At 69.7% G+C, this 20,486-nt stretch carries 20 protein-coding genes; 15 read left to right on the top strand and 5 right to left on the bottom strand.

The window, feature by feature from the left end:
• Nucleotides 1–224 precede the first annotated feature (224 nt).
• Both ACFOSH_RS03215 and ACFOSH_RS03220 read right to left on the bottom strand, forming a co-directional pair.
• Nucleotides 225–1,028 carry a DNA-formamidopyrimidine glycosylase family protein gene (locus ACFOSH_RS03215; RefSeq protein WP_378237103.1) on the bottom strand — a complete coding sequence of 268 codons (804 nt, stop codon included), beginning with the start codon at nt 1,026–1,028 and terminating at the stop codon, nt 225–227.
• Between the two features lie 5 nt (nt 1,029–1,033).
• Nucleotides 1,034–1,900, bottom strand: coding sequence for a ParA family protein (locus ACFOSH_RS03220; protein WP_378237104.1), 867 nt, complete (start codon nt 1,898–1,900; stop codon nt 1,034–1,036).
• Nucleotides 1,901–2,009: 109 nt separating this feature from the next.
• On the opposite strand from ACFOSH_RS03220, the gene ACFOSH_RS03225 reads away from it, so the two are divergent.
• From ACFOSH_RS03225 to ACFOSH_RS03235, 3 genes are all read left to right on the top strand, one after another.
• Nucleotides 2,010–2,741, top strand: coding sequence for a methyltransferase domain-containing protein (locus ACFOSH_RS03225; RefSeq protein ID WP_378237105.1), 732 nt, complete (start codon nt 2,010–2,012; stop codon nt 2,739–2,741).
• A gap of 301 nt (nt 2,742–3,042) precedes the next feature.
• Nucleotides 3,043–4,260, top strand: a complete 1,218-nt coding sequence (gene dinB / locus ACFOSH_RS03230) for a DNA polymerase IV (RefSeq protein WP_378237138.1) — start codon at nt 3,043–3,045, stop codon at nt 4,258–4,260.
• 197 nt (nt 4,261–4,457) lie between these two features.
• Nucleotides 4,458–4,874 (top strand): DUF3040 domain-containing protein, encoded by a 417-nt coding sequence (locus tag ACFOSH_RS03235; RefSeq protein WP_378237106.1) that lies wholly within the window; start codon nt 4,458–4,460, stop codon nt 4,872–4,874.
• Between the two features lie 600 nt (nt 4,875–5,474).
• On the opposite strand, the gene ACFOSH_RS03240 is transcribed toward ACFOSH_RS03235, so the two are convergent.
• Genes ACFOSH_RS03240 through ACFOSH_RS03250 form a run of 3 tightly spaced genes read right to left on the bottom strand, consistent with a single transcriptional unit; the run spans nt 5,475 to nt 10,375 of the window.
• Entirely contained in the window at nt 5,475–8,000 is a 2,526-nt protein-coding gene (locus ACFOSH_RS03240; RefSeq protein ID WP_378237107.1) for a transglutaminase family protein, read from the bottom strand.
• Nucleotides 7,997–9,271, bottom strand: a complete 1,275-nt coding sequence (locus ACFOSH_RS03245; protein ID WP_378237108.1) for a DUF58 domain-containing protein — start codon at nt 9,269–9,271, stop codon at nt 7,997–7,999. The genes ACFOSH_RS03240 and ACFOSH_RS03245 overlap by 4 nt, the downstream gene beginning before the upstream one ends.
• 15 nt (nt 9,272–9,286) lie before the next feature.
• Complete coding sequence (locus tag ACFOSH_RS03250) at nt 9,287–10,375, bottom strand: AAA family ATPase (RefSeq protein WP_378237109.1); 1,089 nt, start codon at nt 10,373–10,375, stop codon at nt 9,287–9,289.
• A gap of 286 nt (nt 10,376–10,661) precedes the next feature.
• Between ACFOSH_RS03250 and ACFOSH_RS03255 the strand changes: the two genes are divergently transcribed.
• The 12 genes from ACFOSH_RS03255 to ACFOSH_RS03310 all read left to right on the top strand — a co-directional run bounded on the left by ACFOSH_RS03255 (nt 10,662) and on the right by ACFOSH_RS03310 (nt 20,192).
• Entirely contained in the window at nt 10,662–11,015 is a 354-nt protein-coding gene (locus tag ACFOSH_RS03255) for a hypothetical protein (RefSeq protein WP_378237110.1), read from the top strand.
• Between the two features lie 4 nt (nt 11,016–11,019).
• Nucleotides 11,020–11,574 (top strand): DUF3558 domain-containing protein, encoded by a 555-nt coding sequence (locus ACFOSH_RS03260; protein WP_378237111.1) that lies wholly within the window; start codon nt 11,020–11,022, stop codon nt 11,572–11,574.
• An 11-nt stretch (nt 11,575–11,585) separates the two neighbouring features.
• A complete protein-coding gene (locus tag ACFOSH_RS03265; protein ID WP_378237112.1) occupies nt 11,586–12,164 on the top strand; it encodes a PE-PGRS family protein in 579 nt (192 codons plus the stop codon).
• Nucleotides 12,161–12,913 carry an ESX secretion-associated protein EspG gene (locus ACFOSH_RS03270; protein ID WP_378237113.1) on the top strand — a complete coding sequence of 251 codons (753 nt, stop codon included), beginning with the start codon at nt 12,161–12,163 and terminating at the stop codon, nt 12,911–12,913. The genes ACFOSH_RS03265 and ACFOSH_RS03270 overlap by 4 nt, the downstream gene beginning before the upstream one ends.
• Nucleotides 12,914–12,966: 53 nt before the next feature.
• Complete coding sequence (locus tag ACFOSH_RS03275) at nt 12,967–13,494, top strand: YbaB/EbfC family nucleoid-associated protein (RefSeq protein ID WP_378237115.1); 528 nt, start codon at nt 12,967–12,969, stop codon at nt 13,492–13,494.
• Nucleotides 13,491–13,814, top strand: coding sequence for a type VII secretion target (locus tag ACFOSH_RS03280; RefSeq protein ID WP_378237116.1), 324 nt, complete (start codon nt 13,491–13,493; stop codon nt 13,812–13,814). Before ACFOSH_RS03275 ends, ACFOSH_RS03280 begins: the two co-directional genes overlap by 4 nt.
• Nucleotides 13,811–14,869 (top strand): WXG100 family type VII secretion target, encoded by a 1,059-nt coding sequence (locus ACFOSH_RS03285; RefSeq protein ID WP_378237117.1) that lies wholly within the window; start codon nt 13,811–13,813, stop codon nt 14,867–14,869. The genes ACFOSH_RS03280 and ACFOSH_RS03285 overlap by 4 nt, the downstream gene beginning before the upstream one ends.
• Nucleotides 14,869–15,441, top strand: coding sequence for a hypothetical protein (locus tag ACFOSH_RS03290; protein ID WP_378237118.1), 573 nt, complete (start codon nt 14,869–14,871; stop codon nt 15,439–15,441). Before ACFOSH_RS03285 ends, ACFOSH_RS03290 begins: the two co-directional genes overlap by 1 nt.
• A gap of 505 nt (nt 15,442–15,946) precedes the next feature.
• Nucleotides 15,947–16,378, top strand: a complete 432-nt coding sequence (gene mraZ / locus ACFOSH_RS03295) for a division/cell wall cluster transcriptional repressor MraZ (protein WP_091616769.1) — start codon at nt 15,947–15,949, stop codon at nt 16,376–16,378.
• 204 nt (nt 16,379–16,582) lie between these two features.
• A complete protein-coding gene (rsmH, locus tag ACFOSH_RS03300; RefSeq protein WP_378237120.1) occupies nt 16,583–17,542 on the top strand; it encodes a 16S rRNA (cytosine(1402)-N(4))-methyltransferase RsmH in 960 nt (319 codons plus the stop codon).
• Nucleotides 17,539–18,264: a hypothetical protein gene (locus ACFOSH_RS03305; RefSeq protein ID WP_378237121.1), complete on the top strand. Its 726-nt coding sequence runs from the start codon at nt 17,539–17,541 to the stop codon at nt 18,262–18,264. Before rsmH ends, ACFOSH_RS03305 begins: the two co-directional genes overlap by 4 nt.
• Nucleotides 18,264–20,192: a peptidoglycan D,D-transpeptidase FtsI family protein gene (locus ACFOSH_RS03310; RefSeq protein ID WP_378237122.1), complete on the top strand. Its 1,929-nt coding sequence runs from the start codon at nt 18,264–18,266 to the stop codon at nt 20,190–20,192. The genes ACFOSH_RS03305 and ACFOSH_RS03310 overlap by 1 nt, the downstream gene beginning before the upstream one ends.
• Nucleotides 20,193–20,486 lie beyond the last annotated feature (294 nt).

A 20,486-nucleotide genomic window follows, 5' to 3' on the forward strand; every position in this document is an offset into this window, starting at 1 on the left:
CAGGCTCGCCGAACCGACGAGGTGGACGTGGAGTTTCGACCTTGGGCAGGGCGTGCACGAACGCGCGCAGCGCCTCGCCCGTAAGGATTCCGGGCATGACAAAGCTCCCTGGGAAAGAAGTGAAGGGTGACGTGCGGAGGGAGCGGGCGGCTCAGGGAGCGAGGTCGCCGCGTTCGGTGTCGGCCCCGTAGAGCGGGAGCTTGAACAGCGTCACGCGGCCCAGTTTAGCGGCCGGGAGCGGGCCCTGACTGGCATTTCGGGCAGAACCAGGTCGGCCTCGCCTGGTGCCCGGGGCCCTGGGAGGCGACTCTGAGCCGCCCGCCGCAGCGGAAACAGCCCTGTTTGGTCCGCTCGTACACCCAGTGTTCACGGCCGCGGCGCAGATCTCCCGTGGTGGTCTGCGAGGTGCGCCAGGCGTTGGCCTTCAGCAGTTTGCGGCCGAGCGCGACAACCCTGGCCGTGTCCACTTCGGACACCGGCGTCCACGGCGTGACCCCGAGCAGGAAGCACATCTCGACCTTGTACATGTTCCCGACGCCCGCCATGATCCGCTGATCCAGCAGGGCGTCACCCAGTTCGCGACCCGGATCCGCGGCCAAAGCGGTCGCCGCGCGCTCCGCGAGCTCGTCCGTCCACTGTGGATCGAGCAGATCCGGGCCGAGGTGGCCGACCAAACGGTCTTCTTCGTCCGTGGGCACGAGTTCGAGGTCGTGCACGCGGAAACCGATCGCCTGCAGGTCCTCGGTGGCGAGGACGACCCGCGCCTGATGCGCCGGACTGCGCCACCGCGCGCCCGCCCGGTAGACGTCCCACTTGCCGTCCATGCGCAGGTGACTGTGCAGGGTGAGGTCGCCGGAGAACCGGGTCAGAAGATGTTTGCCGACCGTGCCGACGCCGAGCACGTCGCGGCCCGCGAGATCCGTCGTCGCCAGCTGCGGGACCCTGAACTCGCCTCGCAGCAGGGTCTTTCCGGCCAGCGCCTTGTCGAGGACCTTGCCGGCGAGGAAGACGGTGTCGCCTTCGGGCATCGGCGCTAACCCGTGCCGGTGTCGCTCAGCTTGGCGGACTCTTCGGTGGTCTCGGGTCCTTCGTCGCCGCGGACGCGATGCCGCCCGGCCCGGCTCGAGCGGAGGACCTTCGCCAGCACCATGTTGAAGGTGAGCGCGATCTCCTGCGCGCCGGGGGAGTGCCACTCGTGGATCGGGCTGCACGCGCCCTGCGCCTGCTGCACCGCGAGCCTGTCCGGGATGGCCGTCGGCATCACCAGCGGGCCGAAGTTCTCCCGCAGCTCCGCCACACGGAACTGGTGCTCGTAGGAGCGCACGCGGAGCTTGTTGACCACGACGCCGATCGGCCGCAGCCCCGGGTTCTGCTCCTCGCGGATCTTCTCGATCGCGTCGAGGGCGCGGCGGGCGCCGGAGACGGCGTACATCGTCGGCTCGGTGACGATCAGGGCGCTGTCCGCGGCCACCAGCGCGGAGCGGGTCAGCCTGCCGAGTGACGGCGGGCAGTCGAGGATCACCAGTTCGTACGGTTCCTCGCGCAGCGGGTTCGTGTGCAGTTCGTCGAGCGCGCGGGACAGGTTCTCCAAGCGGCGGATGTCGGCGTCGGGCTCGTTGAGCATCTCCAGCTCTTCGGCGCCGACGAGGACGTCGATCTGGTCGCTCCACACGCTGGGCGCGATCGCGCGTTCCAGCACCGAGCGCACCGGCGTCTCCAGGACGTCGGCCAGGGTGCGGTCGGTGAGGGGCGGGTCCAGCGAGGTGGTGGCGTTGCCTTGCGGGTCGAGGTCGGCCACGAGAGTCCGGGCGCCCCTACGCAGCGCGGCGGACGCGACACCGAGGGCTACCGTCGTTTTACCGACGCCACCCTTCAGGCTGAGAACAGCGACCGTGTGCACTCGATACAGCCTACGGGCAGTCGGCGGGACGGCTCCTTGGCAAGGTGTCGAACACCGCATCGGACTACACCCGGCGGCGCCCGGAAGGCGGGCATTACCCTGTGCGTTTATGAAGACGGACACCGTGGCCACGCGGGGATCGGGGGCGGTTCGCCGGGTTCTCGAAGCAGAACTCCGGGCCGCACGGGCGCGAGGCGCACAACAGCCGCACGTCGTCGACGTCGGCGGCGGCAGCGGGGGCTGGGCGGTACCGCTGGCCTCGGCGGGTTGCCTGGTGACCGTGGTCGAGCCGAACCCCAACGCGCTGGCGACCCTGCGCCGCCGCGCCGAGGAAGAGGGCGTCTCCGGCAGCATCAAGGTGATCGCCGACGACTCCGACGCGCTCGGAGCCCACGTCGCTGCCGGGTCGGCGGACCTCGTGCTCGCGCACGGGCTGCTGGAGGTCGTCGACGACCCTGCGCTCGTGCTCGCCGCGCTGGCCGCCGCGGTCAAACCCGGCGGCGCGGTCTCGGTGCTGGTGGCGAACCGCCACGCCGCGATCCTGCAGCGCGCGCTGGCCGGACGGCTCGGCGAGGCGAGGGAACTGCTCGCGGCCGAGAGCGGCGTGCTCGGCGGCGGCAGGGAGACCGTGCTGCGGCGTTTCGACGCCGAAGCCCTCCGCGCGCAGCTGACCGAAGTGGGCCTCGAGGTGACCTCGCTGCAGGGCGACGGCGTCGTGGCGGACTTCGTGCCCGGCGGGGTGCGGGAAGAGGACCTGGTGGAGTTCGAGCTGGCGGCCGCGTCCGTTTCGCCGCTGCGGGACATCTCCAGCCGGCTGCACGTGGTGGCCCGCCGCCCTTGATCCTCGTGAAGCCTCGCCCGATGTCATGAAAGGGTCGTTCAGGACACTTCGGGGGCCCGGGCTCGCGCGCACCGCGACGGAATTGTCGGTGGCCCCGGCTAACGTGCCTCCAAGGGTCGCCGGAGGGCGCCCCGGCGCCCGACGGCGACTTCACCGTCGCGCGCCCTCTTTCGGGCCGTAGGCCCCCGGAAACGTTTTGGCAGGGCGCCTTCATGACCACCGCAGCTCATATCGACCACCTGCGCCCTGGCAGAACGTTTCCGGCAGCGCGCGACAAATGAACACCGAGCTGCCCGGTGGGATGGCCCGCTACCGGGTGACCACCGGGGCCACCACCTGGCCCGACGACACCGGGTGCGGCCTGCTGCACGTCGACATGGACGCCTTCTTCGTGTCCTGTGAGCTGCGCACGCGCCCGGAGTTGGAGGGCAAGCCGGTGGTCGTCTCGGGCGGCGGCCCGAGGTCGGTCGTGGCGGCCGCGAGCTACGCGGCGCGTGAGTTCGGCGTGCGGTCGGCCATGCCGTTCTCGACCGCCAAACGGCTCTGCCCGCGGCTGATCTGCATCACCCCGACACCCGGCCTCTACGGCGAGGTGTCCCAGGGTGTCATGGCGATCTTCCGCGAGCTGACGCCGCTGGTGGAGCCGCTGAGCCTGGACGAGGCCTTCCTGGACGTCAGCGGGGCGCTCAAGCGGCTCGATTCCTCGCCCGCGCGGCTCGGCGCCTGGATCCGGGAGCGGGTGGCCGCCGACTTCGGCATCACCTGCTCGGTCGGCGTCGCGAAGGTCAAGTTCGTCGCCAAGCTGGCGTCCGGGATGGCGAAACCGGACGGCATGGTCGTCGTCCCGGCGGCCGAGACGCTCGCGTTCCTGCGGCCCTTGCCGGTGTCGGCGCTGTGGGGCGTCGGCAAGCGCACCGAGGAGCATTTGCGGCAGCAGGGCCTCGACACCATCGCCGACGTCGCGGCCGCGCCGCTCGTCCGGCTGCGGCGCTCGCTGGGCCGGGCGCTGGGGGAGCACCTGTGGGCGCTCGCGAACGGGCATGACGAGCGCGAGGTGATCCCGGAGACGCCGGACAAGTCGATCGGCGCCGAAGTGACCTTCGACGTCGACCTCCACGACCGCTCCGTGCTCGGGCTGGAGCTGCTCCGGCTGTCGGAACGTGTCGCCGCCACCCTGCGCCGCCGAGGGCTGCGCGGGCGGACGGTGTCGATCAAGGTCCGGTTCGCGGATTTCAAGACGATCACCCGCGCCAGGACGACCGCCGTCGGAGTGGATGTGGCCCGGGACATCCACCGCACCGCCGTCGAACTCCTCACCGAGCACGCGCCGTCGGGCGCAGTCCGCCTGATCGGCGTAAGAGTCGAAGGATTGGACACGGAGAGTAGTGGAGAGCAGCTACTTTTCGACTCACCCGAACCCCGTTGGCGGGATGCGGAAGTTGCCGCCGACGTCGCGAGGTCGAAGTTCGGCGCCGCCGCGGTGCGGCCGGCGTCACTGTTGACCCCCCGTGACCAGTGACATTGCCTGTTCGGCCGTCTTCGAGAGAGCCGAGTCGGGTGGTTTCGGCCAATTCGATCCCTTCTGGATACGGGATCGGGTAGTCGGACGAGCGCGGGGCTCGTATCCTGGACAGAGACACCCCGCCTGGGGTTGTCTGTTGGGTCCATGACGTTGCGCGGCCCGGCGCCCGCGACAGCTGTGCCGGAGGAGGAAAGATGCCACTCTCCGAGCATGAGCAGCGGCTGCTCGATCAGATCGAGCGCGAGCTCTATGCCGAGGACCCCAAGTTCGCATCCACGGTGCGAGGCACCCGGTTGCGCCGCCCCGCCCGCCGACGGCGTTTGCAGGGCATCGCCCTGTTCGTAGTGGGCGTCGCACTGTTGGTGCTCGGCGTGGTGGTCAACATCCGGGTGGCCGAGATCCCAGTGATCAGCGTGCTCGGGTTCCTCGTGATGTTCTTCGGAGTCATGATGGCCGTCACGTCGATTCGGCACGGAGCCGAACCGGAAGGCGGTAAGGACAGCGGTGGCCAAGGAGCAAGCGGAGGTGGCGGCGGCAAGTCGTCGCCGCGCCGGAGCTCCTTCACCCAGCGCATGGAAGAGCGCTTCCGCCAGCGCTTCGAGGAGCAGTAGCTCTCACACACGCGAACATGCCGACGGGGCCTGGCCCCGTCGGCATGTTCGCGTTGTCATGCGCGTCGGACGACCACACACGAGGCCGGCGGTCGTGAGTGGCGATTCGCGATAGGGCCAAGCGTCTTAGGTACCTACTGCCGGGCGGTTTCGTGTGGCTAGGGGCGACACGCGTGATCCGACGGGCGACACGTGTGTCCAGACGGACGACTCGCGGCAAGGGGCCTGCCGTCACGCGTGTCGTCCACTCGGTCACACGGCACCACCGGCTCGGGTCCAGGTGGTCGTGAGTGGCAAGTGGGGTTAGAACGACACTTGCCACTCACGACCAACCCGACCCACTCGCCACTCACGACCAACCCGACCCACTCGCCACCGCCGCCCCGGTCGCCTGAGTACGTGAAGGACCCCTTCATTGCGCTAGGCGCAATGAAGGGGTCCTTCACGTACCTCGGCAAGGCGTGAAGGCCCCCTTCCCTCGGCTGAGCCGAGGGAAGGGGGCCTTCACGCGCACCCACTGCGACTGCTGGTGCACATGGGGCGCGTGGGGCGATACGCAAGTCCGTGAAGGCCCCCTTCACGGACTTCGCAACCCGTCGGCTACTTGTCCCGTCGCCGAAGCGATCGCGGGAACAGCCGGCCCTTCCACGACATCGGCGCGTTCCGCTTCAGGCTCTTGCGAACCTCGTCGAAGGCCGGGCCGAGCGCCTGGTCGTCCGCCGGCTTGTCCGAGTACCAGGACGTCTCCACGACGCCGATGACCGTCCGCAGCCCGGAGCGGCCCTCTTCGTCCAGACGGTGCTTCTCGACGACCTTCCGGCCCGCGCCTCGCACCGTGTCGCCGTCGGAGAGCGGCAGGCCGCGGTCCGCGCACTCGTCCAGCAGCTCGCGCCACGCCGCGTCGGCCGCGGCGGGGGAGTGGGACGCGATCTTCTGCAGCCGCAGCCGTCGCTTGACCTCCCGGATCGCCGTCGGCGTGCCGAGCCCGCCGAGGACGACCACCAGCACGAGCGCGAACCACCACGACACCCACGCCGCCAGGAACGCGAACGCCGCCACCCACAGCCCGATCGCGATCAGCGGCAGCCAGTTCGTCACGTTCTGGTTGTCCAGGAACCCGTGATCCGAAGCGGGTGAGTCCGGCGAAGGCGCCGAGCGCATCAGCGTCCGGTACCTCAACCGCGACCGCACGATCGCGACCACGGTCAGCGCGGCCGCCAGCCCGCCGAGGATCCCGGCGAGGATCGCGGGCCACAGCGGCTCTTCGTCCTGCTGGTCCCCGTTGCCGTCCGCGCCGGGGTCCGCGCCCGGGTCACGGGGCGTACCGGTCGCGGGGACGCTCGACGCGGGCGCGCTCGGCACTTCCTGGGTGTCGTTGGCCGCGGAGCTGCTCGTGTCGCCCTGCAGGTACGGCGGGACGACCGCGCGGCCGTCGACCAGCGGGGTCGGGTCGAAGCTGACCCAGCCCTTCGTCTGGAAGTAGACCTCGACCCACGCGTGCGCGTCCTCGGAGCTGATGGAGAGGTGATCGCCCTTCGGCGTCCCGGAGGTGAAGCCGATGGCGACCCGCGACGGGATGCCGACCGCCCGCAGCATCACGGCCATCGCGGACGCGAACTGCTCGCAGAACCCGCGTTTGCCGTTGAGGATGAAGTCGGCGAGCGCGTCGGGATCCTTGGAGTCGGCGGTCTTCGTGTCGTAGACGAAGCCGTTCTGCGCGGTGAAGAACGACCAGAGCGCCTGGGCCTTGTCGAAGTTGTTGGTCTCGTTCTCCGTCAGCTGCTTGGCCTTCGCGGCCACCCGGGGGTCGACGCGGTCGACCTGGACGAACTGCTGCGGCACGTCGCCCGGGCGGGCGTCGTCGTTCCGGAGTTCGTTCTTCGACGGTTCCTTGATGGCCGCGGTCTCGGTGTAGGCGGGCGCGTTCTGCTTGGTCGTGGTGAACACGGCCCCGCCGACGGGGTCGTACAGCCAGTTTTCGGCCAGCCCGTTGAGCGTCCGGGGCACCCCGTAGATCGGCAGCCAGTTGTCGACCCAGTTCGTCGGCTCGATCCGGATCTCGCGGCCGGGACCGGTGCCGTCGTCACCCGTGACGGGCGGGAGCGGCAGGTTGGCCTGCACACCCTGCTGGGCGCGGCCGTTCTGCGCCAGGCCCCAGCCTTTGTTCGGCGTGTAGGTGTCGAGGGTGAACGCGCGCAGCAGCCGCTTGTCCGCGCCCATCCCGTAGACCTTGAACAGCTCCACGTTCTCGCCCTGGTCGAGCAGGCCGCGCAGCTGCGTGAACGGCTCGACGCCGAAGCCGCCCGCTCCGCCACGGCCGGATCCATCGGCGCCGGGGAGCCTGCCGACCGTGCCGACGCCGGTGACGGCCGTGCCGATGACCAGGCCCATCGCGATCGCCGCGGCCACCACCCCGACCGGGGCGGACAGTGTGCTCGCCGAGTTGCCGAGTCCGGGCGCGTCCCGGTTGCGCCAGCGGCGATGCCGGTGGTTCCCGTCGACGGCGAGCAGCGCGGCGAAGGCACCCGCGCCGAGCAGGAACGTCCACCACGGCAGCATGTCCTCGGCCAGCGCGGCGGGGACGGCGTACACGCACAGCAGCACCAGACCGGTCGCGGCGGGCGCGGCCGCGGCCACCGCCAGGGTGTCGACCAGGACCGCGACCAGGCCGATCGCGATGGTGATCAGGCAGAGGATCGGCGGCGTTCCCTCGACCGGCGGCAGGCCGATGCGGATCTGCTCGGCCGCCGCGGCGAGTACGCCGCGCAGTTCGTCGAGCGCGGCCGGGCCGGGGATGATCTTCAGGATCCCGCTGGTGGTGAACGCCCCGGTGATCAGGAACAGCAGCACCAGCAGCTGTGCCAGGCCGACGACGATGGTCGGCGCGCGCAGCGAGCGCAGGGCGAGCCCGGTGGAGGCGATCAGCACGACGGCGACCAGCAGGTAGCCGAACCACGCCCAGCCGGAGACGACGCCGGTGAGCGAGGTCGAAGCGAACAGCGTGGCGAGCCCGGCGGCGACCGGCGCGAGCACACTGCTCGTCCAGACCGGGGGCGGCGCCGCGGGACGGGGCTGCGGGGTGTGAGGCTGCGGGGTGTGCGGCCGGGGTGGCGCGGCCGCGGTCACAGGCCGCCTCCGATCAGCGTGCCCCGGCGGGTGGCGGTCTGGCAGAGCTCGGCCCAGACCTGCGGCATGGGCGAACCGGGGCCGGCGACGACGACGCCCCAGCCCGCGGCGCGCAGCAGCGCCACCGATTCTTCGGTGGCGGCGGCCCGGTTTTCGGGCCGGTTGACGCCGGAGGACCAGCCGGGGGTGTCGAGCAGCACGGCGAGGCTCCGGATCCCGCGCGGGCGGTACCGGGACAGCTCGTGCACGGATTCGTTGCTGACGGTGCCGAGCACCGCGATGAGTTCCTGTCCCTCGGCCGGGTCGTGGCCGAGGGTGATGTCGCGCTGGTGCGCGGGCTGGAGCGCGGCGAGGACGTCGAGCACGATGTTGTCGTAGTGCTCGCCACCCTCGCCGGGGGTGTCGGCCAGGGGCCGGCCGTGTTCGGTGATCAGCCGGACGCGATGACCAGAGCGGCGCAGGTGCAGCGAGACGGAAGCGGCGAACGAAACGGCCCATTCGAGGCTCGCGGCGGGACCGGTGCCGTGATGCGCGGCCGCGCGGTGGTCCAGCAGCACCGTGGTGCCACCCCGCCACGGCCGTTCCTCGACGCGGACCATGATCTCGTCGCGGCGGGCGGTCGAGCGCCAATGGACTTTCCGCAGGTCGTCGCCCTGGCGGTACTGCCGGACGATCACGTCCGACTCGCCCTGCCCGGCGTGCAGGCGGATGCTGCCGTCGTCGCCCGCGCCGATCCCGGCGCCGCTGGGCAGGCCCCACAGGCCGACCGCCTTCGGCACGACGACCAGCCGGGAATGCCCGATGAGCTCGCGTTCGAACTCGCACAGCCCGAACGGGTCGGTGATCGTCGCCCGCAGCGGGCCGACCTGCTGGATCCCGCGCAGCACCGGCTGCAGCGGATACCGCAGCGCGACCCGCCTGTCGTGGGGCAGCCGTTCGACGACGAACCGCGGCCGTGAGCCCAGCGCGTAGGGCACGCCGTCTTCGAGCAGCACCTCGCCCGCCGGGAGCCTGCCGTTCCGCCAGAGTTCGAGCTGGACCTCGCCGGGCGAGCCGACCGAGACCCGGTCCGGGCGCAGCGTACGGGCCGCGCCCAGCTTCAGCCGGGTCGCCGAGATGAAGTAGGCGACCAGCAGGGGCAGGGCGATGACGAACACCGCGACCCGCAGCAGGTCCCGTTCGTTGAGCACGAACGAGCAGACCGCCGCGGCGACGCCGGCGGCGAGGAGGCAGCGGCCGCGTGTGGTCAGGCCGGACAGAGCACGCAGCATGGCGCCGGAATCCAATCAGCGGTGGTTCGTGCCCGAGGAGCCCTGCGGAACGGGAACACGGTGCAGGATCGCGCGGACCACGTCCGTGGCCGAACGGCGGGCGGCGTGTGCCTCGGTGGTGAGCACCATGCGGTGTGCCAGCACCGGGACCGCGACCGTGTGCAGGTCGTCCGGGACGACGAACTCGCGGCCCGAAAGCGCGGCCTGCGCACGGGCGGAGCGCACCAGCTGCAGGGTCGCGCGTGGCGAGGCGCCGAGACGGATCTCCGGCACCTGGCGGGTCGCGGACACCAGCTCGACGGCGTACCGGCGGACCTCCGGCGACATGTGCACCGACCGCACCGTTTCGATCAGCCGCTGCACCGACTCACGGTCCGAGACGGGTTCGAGGTCGGCCAGCGGGTTGTGCCCGGCGTGCTCGTCGACCATGGCCAGTTCGGCCTGCTGGTCGGGGTAGCCGATGGACACCCGCGCGGTGAACCGGTCCCGCTGGGCCTCGGGCAGCGCGTAGGTGCCCTCCATCTCGATCGGGTTCTGAGTGGCGATCACCATGAACGGCTCTTCGAGGTGGTACGTCGAGGTGTCGACGGTGACCTGGTGCTCTTCCATGCATTCGAGCAGCGCCGACTGCGTCTTCGGCGAGGCACGGTTGATCTCGTCGCCGACCACGATGTTCGCGAACACCGGGCCGGGCCGGAACTCGAACCCGCCGGTCTGCCGGTTGTAGATGGACACCCCGGTGACGTCGCTGGGCAGCAGGTCGGGGGTGAACTGGATCCGGCTCACGGTGCAGTCGATCGAGCGGGCCAGCGCCTTCGCCAGCGAGGTCTTGCCGACCCCGGGGACGTCTTCGACGAGAAGGTGGCCTTCGGCGAGGAGGGTCACGAGCGCGATGCGGATGACTTCGGGTTTTCCGACCAGCACCCGCTCGACGTTGGCGGCGATCCGCCGCGCCGTCTCGTGCAGTTCGTCCAGCGACGCACGGCCAGTACGGCCGTTCTGCGCTCCGCTGACCGAGCCCGCGGCCGTGGGGTACGGCGCTTGCCCGGTTGCCTGCTCGCCCTGCTGTTCGCCGGGCGTCGCAGACTGGATTCTCGACGTCACTCGACCTCCTGATGCCGCGTGGCTGGATGTCCGCTTTGGTCCGCTGAAGGCCAGCATTTCCACACCCGAGCAGTCCCTCGGGCAGCGGTCAGCCTCCCACGAAGTGTGTCAAACTCGGGCGAACTCGTGGGGGGAACCCCGCCAACCCCAGTCGATGACTCTGTGCAACCAGAGACCTTACCTCGATCGGGTGAGCTGAGCGTGTTTTCAGGTGCTCCCGCTGACACCGGGTTTTATCGTATGCTCCGTTGCGAGATCGTCCGACTACGGAGAGGCGTAATCGCATATGAGCGAGGTGAGCACCGCCAAACCGCGGTTCGATCTGAGCGGCTTCGCGGTCGCGCCGGAACTGGCGTCCGATGCCCACGTGAAGATCTCCGCCCTGCAAGACGTGGTCGGCCAGATGGTCCGGGAGGCCAAGGTCCTCGGCCGCACGGTTCCCCTCGGCGGGGGATACGCGGACGAGGTCGGCAAGTTCATGGCGCAGTACGGGATCGGCGCCGACGGCTCCGCTGTCGAGGCGCTCACCGCGTTCGGCAGGGAACTCGAGGCGCTCAAGAACCGGATCGAGAAGGCGCTGGCCCGATACACCCGACAGGATGAACAAGCGGCGGCGGACGTGGATTGTGTCGGCGGCTGATCCCATGCGCTCACGCCTCCCTCTCCAGGCCCTCTTCGGCGCGCTCTCCCTCCTCACAGTGTCCGCTTGTGGGCAAGGGGCCGCAGGCCAGGCACGGATTCCCGCCGCCGACGACGGCGCGGGCCCGGCTCGCTCGGCTTCGGCGTCTTCGGCGGCCGTGCCGGACGACAGGGTGGACCCCTGTTCGCTGCTCGACCCACAGGACCGGTCGACGGCCGGGCTGAACGTGCTCGGCGTCCCGAAGGAGATCAACGGCGCCCGCGCCTGCGACTGGACGGTGCCCGCGACCTTCGGCCTCACCATCACCGTGGACGAGCGGAACGGGCTGGCCGACCTCGAGATCGCGCGGAAGACCGCGACCAAGACCAAGGTCGGTGACCGGGAAGCGCTCAAGGTCGCCGACAAGAAGGCCGCCGACGGGACCTGTGCGGTCCTGCTCGGCATGGGGAAGAAGGCGAGTGTCCAGATCGACGTGAGCAACACGAACTTCACCGACACCCCGCTCGCCTGCGAGCGCGCGGTGAAGGTGGCGGGACTGGCCGAACCCAAACTGCCTTAGGAGAAGGTGCCGTGCCTGAAGGAGAAACGCCGGGCCGCGAGATCCCGGTCGCGGCCACGCGGTACGAGGCCTACAGCCATGAGGCGCTGGCCGCCGAAGTCGAAGCGGGCAACGACCCCGAGGCGGCGGGCGGCATCGGCGCCGCCTGGGACGCGCTCGCGGGACGCATGCACGACGCGACGTCCGAGCTGGCCGGGCTCGTCGGCAGCAGCGAAGAGAACTGGCGGGGCGAAGCGGGTGACGCGCTCCGCGGCGTGCTGGCCACGGCGTCCGGCTGGCTGACCTGGTCCGCCGATCTCTCGTCCGCGCTCGGGCAGGCGGTCTCAGGGCAGGCCGAGGCCGCCGCGCGGGCCCGCGCTGACATGCCGCCGCCGGTGGACTACGACCCCGGCTCGATGATCCGCGGCGCGGCCGCGGGCGGGAACCTCGCGCTTCTCGCCGCGCTCGCCGACGAGATGGAGGCCAAGCACGCGGAGGCCGAGGCCGCCCGGCGCAAGGCCGTCGACGTGATGAACACCCGCGATGCGTCGCTGCACTCGCTGACCCCGCAGGTCTCCTTCGGGAAGCCGCCCGAGCTGGGGCGGTCTTGATCCGCGTTTCCGCGTCGGCGTTCGACGTCCTCTGGTCCGACCTGGGGCACGGGCCCCCGCCTTGGCCGCTGTCCGTCCGCAGCGTCGGAACCACGGAAGCGGAACGCGCCGAGATCCGCGGCGCGGTCTACGAAAACCTCGCCGAACGGGGCCTCCACGACGGGGACCGGCTCGACGCCGCCCTCGAAGCGCGGCTGGACCTGCTCGCGCGTGCCGAGGTCTATGTCGAATGCGAGGCGCTGGCCGACATGACGGCCGAAGCCCCGTTCCGCGCGGTCGCGGCCGCGCGCGGGCGGCACGGCGTGCTGGCCACCCAGCCCGAGCAGACCATCGCGCTCTCCGGGATCGGCGACGGCGAGGTGTTCGCCGCGATCGTCGACGTCCTGCCGGAACTGCGGCCCGGCCCGGGCTACGGGATCAGCCTGCCCGCGGCGCGTTTCGGCGGCGACCTGGAGGATCCGGTGTTCGGTGACGGCGGGCGGTCGTCGGCCTCGGACAATCAGCTGCGCGAGGTGCTCGCGATCCAGGCGAGGCCGGTCTACAGTGCGGGCCAGTTCACCGTACGGACCCGCGACCGTGACGGCCGGGCGCACCGGGCAGGCGGCCTGACCTGGTTCGACACCGACGTCGGCGCGTACTGCGCGGCGCGGACCGAGGGCCGCGGCGGACAGGCGTGGGTGAACGTGTCCCCTGTGGACGGTCCCAGGCTGGCCGCGCGCCTGGCTTCGCTGCTGGACGCGGACCGCTAGGTTTTGACGAGTCGAGTGCCCGAGGGGGGACTTCGGGAGAAGGGGGTTCCGGGATGACCGTGCCGTTCGGTGGCCAGGTGCGCGATCCGCAGGAGTGGATGCGCGAACAGGAACAGCGCAGTGCCGCGCTGCTCGCCAAGGCGGAACAGGCGAAGACCGACCTGGAGAACAACGTCGTCACCTTGAGCAGCCCGGACCGGATGGTCACGGTGACGGTCAACCCCGGCGGTGGCCTGACGTCGCTCGCGCTGTCCCCGCAGGCGCAGGAACGGCCGCCCGCCCAGCTCGCGTCGCTGATCATGAGCACCTACCGCAAGGCGACGACGAAGGCCGCGGACCGGACCCTGGAGATCATGGCCGGGCTGACCGGCGAAGACTCCGACGCGGTCGACTTCATCAAGAGCACGCTGCCGCCGAGGGAAGAGCCCCAGGCCGCTCCGGAACAGAACGACTCCGCGCGCTTCGTGGTCCCCGAGGAGGAACCCGCGCCCGAAGCGCCGAAGCGCCGGCCTTCCCGTCCCGCGTCCGGTGAGGACGACGGCGAAGACTTCCAGAACGTCGACTGGACCGGCCGCTCGTGAGCGGGCCGGGATACGGCGTCTCGCCGGACCGTCTCAAGGCACACGCGGACCAGGTCTCCGACCTCGCCGAGCGCATCCGCGGCGCGGCTTCGGCGGCGAACCAGGTCGGCATGGGCGGCTTCGCGGGCTACGGCCTGTTGTGCGCGGTGCCCGTCGGAGGTGTGCTGCAGATCGCCCAGGGGGACGCGGACGAGCTGATGACCAGTGCGGCGAACCTCGGCGACGCGTTGTCCGATGCGCTGAAGAAGGCGGCCACGGACTACGCGAAGATCGACGACGACGCGGCGCAGCTCAGCCGGGATCTGGGGAAGAAGCTGTGAGCGAAAACCTGATCGCGCAAAAGGAAGACAAGTCCGAGCCGTTCAAGGGCGGAGGCGTCTTCGACAGCGGGTCGAGCGTGGTCGGCGACATCTACAAGGGGGCGAAGGGCGAAGATCTCGACGCGTTCGCGGTCGCCATGGACGGCGTCTCCTTCGGTCTGGACGTCTTGTCCATGGTCCTGAACCCGCTCGGTGAGCTGGTGAAGGCCGGCGTCGGCTGGCTGATGGAGAACCTGGACTTCATCCGCGAACCGCTGGAGATCCTCACCGGTGATCCCGAGCTGGTCCAGCAAGCGGCTCAGACCTGGAACAACATCGCGGCCGAACTCGAAGCCGTGGCGGGCGACTACGAAGGTTCCCTGAGCACGACATCCGGATGGGACGGTGACGCGGCCATCGCCTACCGCCGTGTCGCGCTGCAGTACACCCAGTCTTTGCGTGACGTCGCCGCCGAAGCGAAGGACTCGGCACAGTGGATCACCACCGGCGGCATGGTGGTGGCCACCGCGCGGGCACTGATCTTCGACATCATCGCCGGTTTCATCAGTGACGTGATCACCCGCGCGCTGCTGGCCCTGGCCTCGTCGTGGTTCACTCTCGGCGGTTCGGTCGCCGCGTTCACCGCGAGCATCTTCGCCGACGCGGTCAAGGTGATGGCGAAGATCCAGAAGAAACTCGGCAAACTGCTCGGCGCCATCCAGCGGTTCGTGAAGCGGTTCGAAGGTTCGAGCGGGCGTGCCAGGGAAGCGACACGGGCACTGGGCCGGAAGTCGTCCGAGCTGGGGCGCGAGGCGAACAAGGCGATCAAGGCGAGCGACAAGACGCTGGACGGTCTCAAGGGCGACAACCTCAAGTACCTCCGTGGCGCGAAAGACCGGTTGGAGAACACCGTCGGCGGCAAGATCGCCGAGAACACCGGCCTCAAGGTCGCCAAGGAAGCGGGGAAGGCGGCCGCCGCGGACCACGATCAATATGACGGCGGCTCGCCAGGGCGCGGCCAGGTCGTCCCGCCCAAGACCGGCCGGATCAGCGGCTCGCTCGACGACGATGACTGATGACCGGACAAGGTGACAGCGCCCGCCGCACCCGGTGGTGGCCTCCTGGCGTGATGGGCGCCCTCGGCGTACTTCTCACGCTGTGGCTGATGTTCTCGCTGCAATGGGTGGCCGGTTTCGAGCCGTGGGGCACGCTCACCAGGACCGGTACCGCGCAGGTCGGGCAGTGCGGGAGGAGCGCGGTCCACACCTGGATGACGTACTCGTGCGAGGCGGAAGTCCGATGGGACAACGTTTCCCCTGGTGAAGAACCGGTCTCCACCACGACCGTCACCTCGGTCTCCGCGTTGGCGGGCAGCGTGGCGGTCGAGGAGTTCAAGTACACGAAGAAGAACAGCTCGCGGGGCGGATCTTCCGTGGTCCCGGTCGACCGGCCGTCGTGGCCGGTCGCCGACGGCTGGTGGATCCTTCTCGTCTTCGTGAGCGTGATCCCCGGCTGGCTCGCCGGGTTCTGGGCAGGCGGCCGTCTCGGTCGGTTGCTGCCCGAGCCGAAGGAGAAGCCCAAGGACTGGCGAGGCGTCAGTCGTCGTGCCACGTCCGGCATGAACGGACGTCGCAAGCGCAAACGCTGAGGTGTCCGATTAGGACAGCCGGATACCTGGGATGAACCGACGCGTCGTGGCTCCACAGGGCTCTTGAATGAACGGGTCTCGTGAGTGAACAGGACGGTTGGAACCGTCATTACCACTCACGAGGCTCGTTGGGAAGTACCGCCAGGTACGGAATCCGTCGCGGATGACGCTCCACAATGCCCCCACCGTGCCTCGCCGGATTCCCCACTTTCACCCCCACTTCGCCCCACAGCAGGGTTCCGGCTGCCGTTATCCGGACGCATCAGGCATGGATGAGGTTGCTTCGATACCCGCCCAGGGGGATCTTGGCCACCGTCCCCCACCACGCCCCCACCTGGCCCCACCTGGCTGACCAGCGAAAACGTCTGACACGACGGAGTGGTCGCGGCTTTTGCCGCGTTGACTGTGGTGAAAAGTGGGGTACGGTGGTGCGCAGTGGGGCAGAAGGGAGCCCCGTGGCCGACCTTGGTTGTTCACAGCCAGGATCGGTAGGGAGGTGGAGCCGATGTTCCTCGGCACCCACACCCCGAAACTGGATGACAAGGGGCGGCTCACGCTGCCCGCGAAGTTCCGCGACGCGCTCGCCGGTGGGCTGATGATCACCAAGGGGCAGGATCACTGTCTCTTCGTCTTTCCCCGGGCCGAGTTCGAGCAGATGGCGAGGAAGGTCGCCGACGCCCCGTTCACGAACGAGGCGGTCCGGGCCTATCAGCGCTACCTCTTCGCCGGGACGGACGAACAACGCCCGGACGGGCAAGGACGTATCGCGATAGCGTCCGAGCTCCGACGCTATGCCGGGCTGAACAAGGAATGCGTGGTGATCGGGGCGATCACCAGGCTGGAGATCTGGGACGCCCAAGCGTGGCAGGGCTACCTGGACGAACACGAAGACAGCTACGCGAAGGCTCGAGAGGAAGTTCTGCCGGGCGTCTTCTAGACGTGGCCGAGGAAGCACCCACGCCGTCGGGGGGCGCGGGTTCACGCTTCGGGAACGCCGGAAACCGCCCACACGGATGCCGTGAGGCCTCTGTCCGCTCAGTGGCCCTGGTACACCTTCCCCGGTACCAGGTCAGTAGGCGGGCGGACAGGGACCTGACGGCATCCGGCATCTTCCCCGGCACTACAGGAAAGGGGGGAAGACATGGCAGGCGAACACGAGCACGTACCGGTGCTTCTCGACCGCATTGTCGAGCTGTTCGCGCCGGTCTTCTCCGACCGCGAGGCCGTGCTGGTCGACGCGACCGTCGGACTCGGCGGTCACTCGGACGCGCTGCTCACCGCGTTCCCCGCGCTGCGCCTGGTCGCGCTCGACCGCGACCCCAACGCGCTGGAGCTCTCCGCGAAACGCCTTGCGCCGCACGGTGATCGCGTCGACTTCGTGCACGCCGTCTACGACGAGATGCCGTCCGCGCTGCAGGATCTCGGACTGTCCAGAGTGGACGGGATCCTGTTCGACCTCGGTGTCTCCTCGATGCAGCTGGACCGCGCCGAGCGTGGTTTCGCCTACTCCAAGGACTCCCCGCTCGACATGCGGATGGACCCGACCACCGGGATCACCGCGGGCGACGTGCTCAACACCTATGCCCCGGGCGAGCTGATCCGGATCCTGCGTGACTACGGCGAGGAACGATTCGCCCAGCGGATCGTCAAAGCCGTTGTGGCGGAACGAGAGAAGGAACCCTTCACCCGCAGCGGGCGGCTGGTGGAACTGCTGTACGACGCGGTCCCCGCGGCGAGCAGGCGCACCGGCGGGCATCCGGCGAAACGCACCTTCCAGGCGTTGCGGATCGAGGTCAACGGCGAACTGGAGGTGCTGCGGCGGGCGATGCCGCGGGCGCTGTCCTCGCTCGCCGTCGGCGGCCGCATCGTCGTCGAGTCCTATCAGTCCCTCGAGGACAGGCTGGTCAAGCAGGCTTTCGCGGAACTGGCGAAATCCCGGACGCCGGAAGGGCTTCCGGTCGAACTGCCGGGCCACGGCCCGGAACTGAAACTGCTCACCAGAGGGGCCGAGAAGGCCGGCGAGGCGGAGACCGAGCAGAACACACGGGCCGCCTCCGTGCGGCTGCGAGCCGCCGAACGGATCGGAGACCGAGCACGATGACCGCTCCCGCGAAGTCCCGCGGCCGCCGGACACCGGCGCCCGGACGGCGTGCCCGCGCGACCGGCACGGTCGAGGAAACGCCGGACACCACCGAGACCACGAAGTCCACTCGCGCCTCCCGCGGCCGGACGTCGGCGGCGGAACGCGCCTACGCCCGTCGCGCCCAGCGCGCCGATCTGCTGCAGCGAGACCAGCGACGCAACCGTCCCGACGCCGACGGCGGCGCGGGCAAGGAAGAGCCGAGGAAGAAGCTCAAGCTGCGCTGGCCGCGCTCGCGCGCGTCGTTCGTGCTGATGATGATGGGCATGCTTGCCGTCGGCGTGGCGTGCACCCTGTGGCTGACCACGCAGGCCATCGCCGACTCGTACCGGCTCGAACAACTCCGCACGACCAACGCCGGGCTCGCCGAGTCGAAGGAACGGCTGCTGCGTGAGGTCGCGAAGGCCGAGTCGCCCGCTTCGCTGGCGCCCAAGGCCAGGGAGCTGGGCATGGTGCCCGGCGGTGACCCCGCGCACATCGTGGTCGGACCGGATGGTCAGTCCACTGTGGTCGGTGACCCGAAGAAGGCCACGGGTGACGCCCCCGTCGCCCAGCCCCAGTCCGTGCCGCCCGCCGAGGGCACTCAGCAGGGCGCGCCGATCGAGGGCGACCAGCCCGCGGTCCCGCAGGAGAACGTCGCGCCGCCGGCGCCTCCCGCACCTCCGGCGCAGGGAGGTCAGTGATGTCACCCGGCCGTCCGGCGCAGGCCCGGTCACGGTCGGCGGGGAGCGCTCGGCGGACGTATGCGGCCGGGACCCGTCGTGCCACCGCCCGGCGGGGCAACGGCGGGAACCCGAGCCGGTTCACCGGCGTCCGGATCCTGCTGATCATCGTGATGGTGCTCGCCGGCCTCAAACTGGTGCAGGTGCAGTGGTTCGAGGCCGGCGCGCTGTCCGAAGCCGCGGAACGACAGCGGGCGTCGGTGATCGAAAGTCCCGCGCAGCGCGGGTCCATCCTGGACCGCAACGGGACGAAGATCGCGTTCAGCATCGAGGTGCGGACCCTCGCGGTGAGCCTGAACTGGCTCCACAAGACGATGGACGACTTCGCCGCCAAGAACCCGACCAAGGGCAAGAACTTCGAGACCGAGGTGGCGGGCGCGGCGAAGTTGATCGCGGCCAAGCTGCCGGGCGTGATCACCGAGAAGGAACTGCTGGACAAGTTCCACAAACCGGACGCTTTCACCTATCTGGTCCACGACATCGAGCCGTCGGTCGCCGAGGCGATCGTCAAGGAATTCCCCTGGATCAGCGTCGAAAAGCGCTCGAAGCGGGAGTACCCCGGTGACTCGGTGGGCGCGAACATCATCGGTTACGCGAACTGGCGCACCGACGACAAGGACCTCTCCAAACACAACCTGCACGGTGGCTACGGGCTCGAAGCCTCCCGGGACTACGACCTGGCCGGAACGCCGGGCCGCAAGATCGTCAACACCCGGAACGGCAACGACAACCTCGTCATCCCCGGTACCGAGCGGGACATCCAGAACGCCGTCCCGGGTTCGGACCTGCAGCTGACGATCGACACCGATCTGCAGTACGAACTGCAGCGGCAGCTGAGCGAGTACGTCGTCAAGTCGAAGGCCAAGGGCGGCCAGGCCGTCATCATGGACGCGAAGACCGGCGAGGTCTACGCACTGGCCAACGACAAGACCGTCAACCTCAACGACCCGGCTTCGCGCAGCGAGACGGAGAACCTCAACAACCGTGCGGTGACCACACCGTTCGAACCCGGTTCGGTGAACAAGATCGTCACCGCCGCGGGCGCGATCGACGACGGCATCACCACCCCGGAGTCGTCACTGGCGGTACCGGGTTCGCTGCAGGTCGCGGACAAGATCGTCAAGGACGCCTGGCACCACGGCACGCAGCAGTTCACCACCACCGGCATCTTCGCGAAGTCGTCGAACGTCGGGACCCTGTTGCTGGCGCAGAAGCTCGGCGAGGACAAGTACGCGGACCTGCTCAAGAAGTTCGGTCTCGGCCAGCGCACCGGTCTCGGCCTCCCCGGCGAAAGCCCAGGCGTCGTTCCGCCCCGGAACCAGTGGTACGCCACGACTTTCGGAAACCTGCCGATCGGGCAGGGGCTTTCGATGACCGTCGTGCAGATGGCCGGGATGTACCAGGCCATCGCGAACGACGGACTGCGCGTGGAACCGCGGGTGGTCAAGGCGAAGGTCAACCCGGACGGGACCGTCGTCCCCGAACCGGCGCCGAAGACCGTGCAGGTCATCAGCCCGCAGGCGGCGAAGACGGTGCGCGACATGATGCGCGCGGTGACGCAGAGCGGCCGCGGGCTGCAGAGCGGCACCGGACCGAAGGCGGCGCTGGAGGGCTACCAGATCTCGGGCAAGACGGGCACCGGCCAGCAGGTCGACCCGCAGACGAAGAAGTACAGCAACCAGCTGTACAACATCACCTTCGCCGGGATCCTGCCCGCCGACAACCCGCGTTTCGTGGTCGGCATCCGGCTCGACGCGCCGGACACCTCCCTGCCGGGAGGGGGCTCGTCCGCGCCGCTGTTCCACTCGGTGGCCGCCTACCTGGCGCAGCGGTTCCAGATCCCGCTTTCGAACGGTCCTACGCCCCAGGTCCCGCTGGTGCTTTCCTGACGTACCACGCGTGCTTGAAGCCGGATCTCGCGTGTCTGGGGCCGTAACTCGCGTGTTTCGGGACGGATGAGCGAGATCCGGTCCCGGGCACCGCGCCGGAACGTGATCGTCGCTGTCCGTGAACGGTTCCCCGCACCGGGCGGTGTCCGGAAACCCGGGCCCGCTCGGCCCTGAAGTCCTCAAGCGACAGTCGGAAGCCCTTGTGCGCCAACGAGAGCTCATGAAACCCATTACCACGAGCATGATCGCCGCGCTCACACCCCGCACCGCTTCAGTCACCCGAATGCCACGCCG

Source organism: Amycolatopsis speibonae, assembly GCF_042647925.1.
Taxonomy (GTDB): Bacteria; Actinomycetota; Actinomycetes; order Mycobacteriales; family Pseudonocardiaceae; genus Amycolatopsis; species Amycolatopsis speibonae.